This is a genomic window from Mesorhizobium sp. M4A.F.Ca.ET.090.04.2.1, assembly GCF_003999085.1.
Classification (GTDB): domain Bacteria; phylum Pseudomonadota; class Alphaproteobacteria; order Rhizobiales; family Rhizobiaceae; genus Mesorhizobium.
In genome coordinates this window covers 1-1,168 of sequence record NZ_RZOT01000889.1, presented here as the reverse complement: position 1 = coordinate 1,168, position 1,168 = coordinate 1, and the positions used below count along the sequence as shown (strand labels likewise).

At 60.8% G+C, this 1,168-nt stretch carries 1 protein-coding gene and 1 pseudogene; both read left to right on the top strand.

Features of this window, described 5'->3' with window-relative positions:
• Window positions 1-710: GntR family transcriptional regulator (locus tag EN781_RS32910; protein WP_245492716.1), on the top strand; the 710-nt coding region annotated here is incomplete at its 5' end.
• Between the two features lie 254 nt (window positions 711-964).
• Window positions 965-1,168: pseudogene (locus EN781_RS32905) on the top strand (glutamine synthetase); the annotation flags it as partial.

The window sequence follows — 1,168 nt, the reverse complement described above, 5'->3', positions numbered from 1 at the left end:
ACGCATCGCCAATGGCCGACAAATCGCAATTCGGGCTGACCGCTGTCGATACCGTTCCGTTGCATGAGAAAGTCTATCTGGAGCTCGTGCGGGCTCTGATGTCGGGCCAGTTGCAGCCCGGCCAGAAGCTGACCTCGCGCAAGCTCGCGAAGGAGCTCGGCACCAGCGACATGCCGGTGCGCAGCGCCTTCACCCGGCTGCAGGCCTTGAGGGCACTGAGCCCGATGCCGAACGGCAGCGTCGAGGTGCCGCTGATCTCGGCCGAACGCTTCTCGCAATTGACCGCCGTGCGCACCATCCTGGAAGGTACGGCCACCGAGCTCGCCACGAAACGCATCAACGGCAACAATCTGCGCGCCATCCGCCGCCATTGCACCGAGCTCACCCAGGCCGCGCGCGGCGGAAACATCGACGACTATCTGCGCAAGAACCACGACTTCAAATTCTCGATCTACCGCCACTGCGGCAACGAGCAGATGATCTTCCTGATCGAGACGGTGTGGATGCAGGTCGGTCCGTTCCTGAGGAACCTGGCGATCGGCTTCGAGGACGGCCTCGCCGGCATTCTCGGCATCGACTATCACGAGGAAGTCGTCGCGGCGATCGAGGCGCAGGACGGCGAACGGGCCCGCGCGGCCATCGTGCGCGACATCGACGAGGGTGCGACACATATCCTCGGCCAGGTGAAATTCCCGGACCTGCGCCACTAGGCAGACTGCAGGGCCCATTCGAGCACAAGCCGAAGGCGCCAAATCACGGCTTGGCTTTCCCGCGTCATCCAGCTATGTTGCGATCGCAGATCGCACAATACGGACCTGAAATGCCCCCCGATATCCCAGCTAGCAAATTGAAAAAATGAAGGAAAATTGCCTGGAAGCATCCATGGCGACCTTTCATGAACTCACAAGCTGAAAAATGGATATCGTAGCCGCGATGGCTACAGAAAGAACCAAGGGGCTGGAAATTGAGCGATGCAATTGCGGACGTTTTGAACTGGCTTGAAAGCAGGGAGGACATCCAGAGCCTGAGGGCCGCGGTGTGCGATCTGAACGGGATCATGCGCGGCAAGCGCATTCCCGTCGAGCAGGCGCGTAAGGCGCTCGAAGGCAAGCTGCGCATGCCCTACTCGCTGATCGGGCTCGACATCTGGGGCGAGGATATCGAAGGC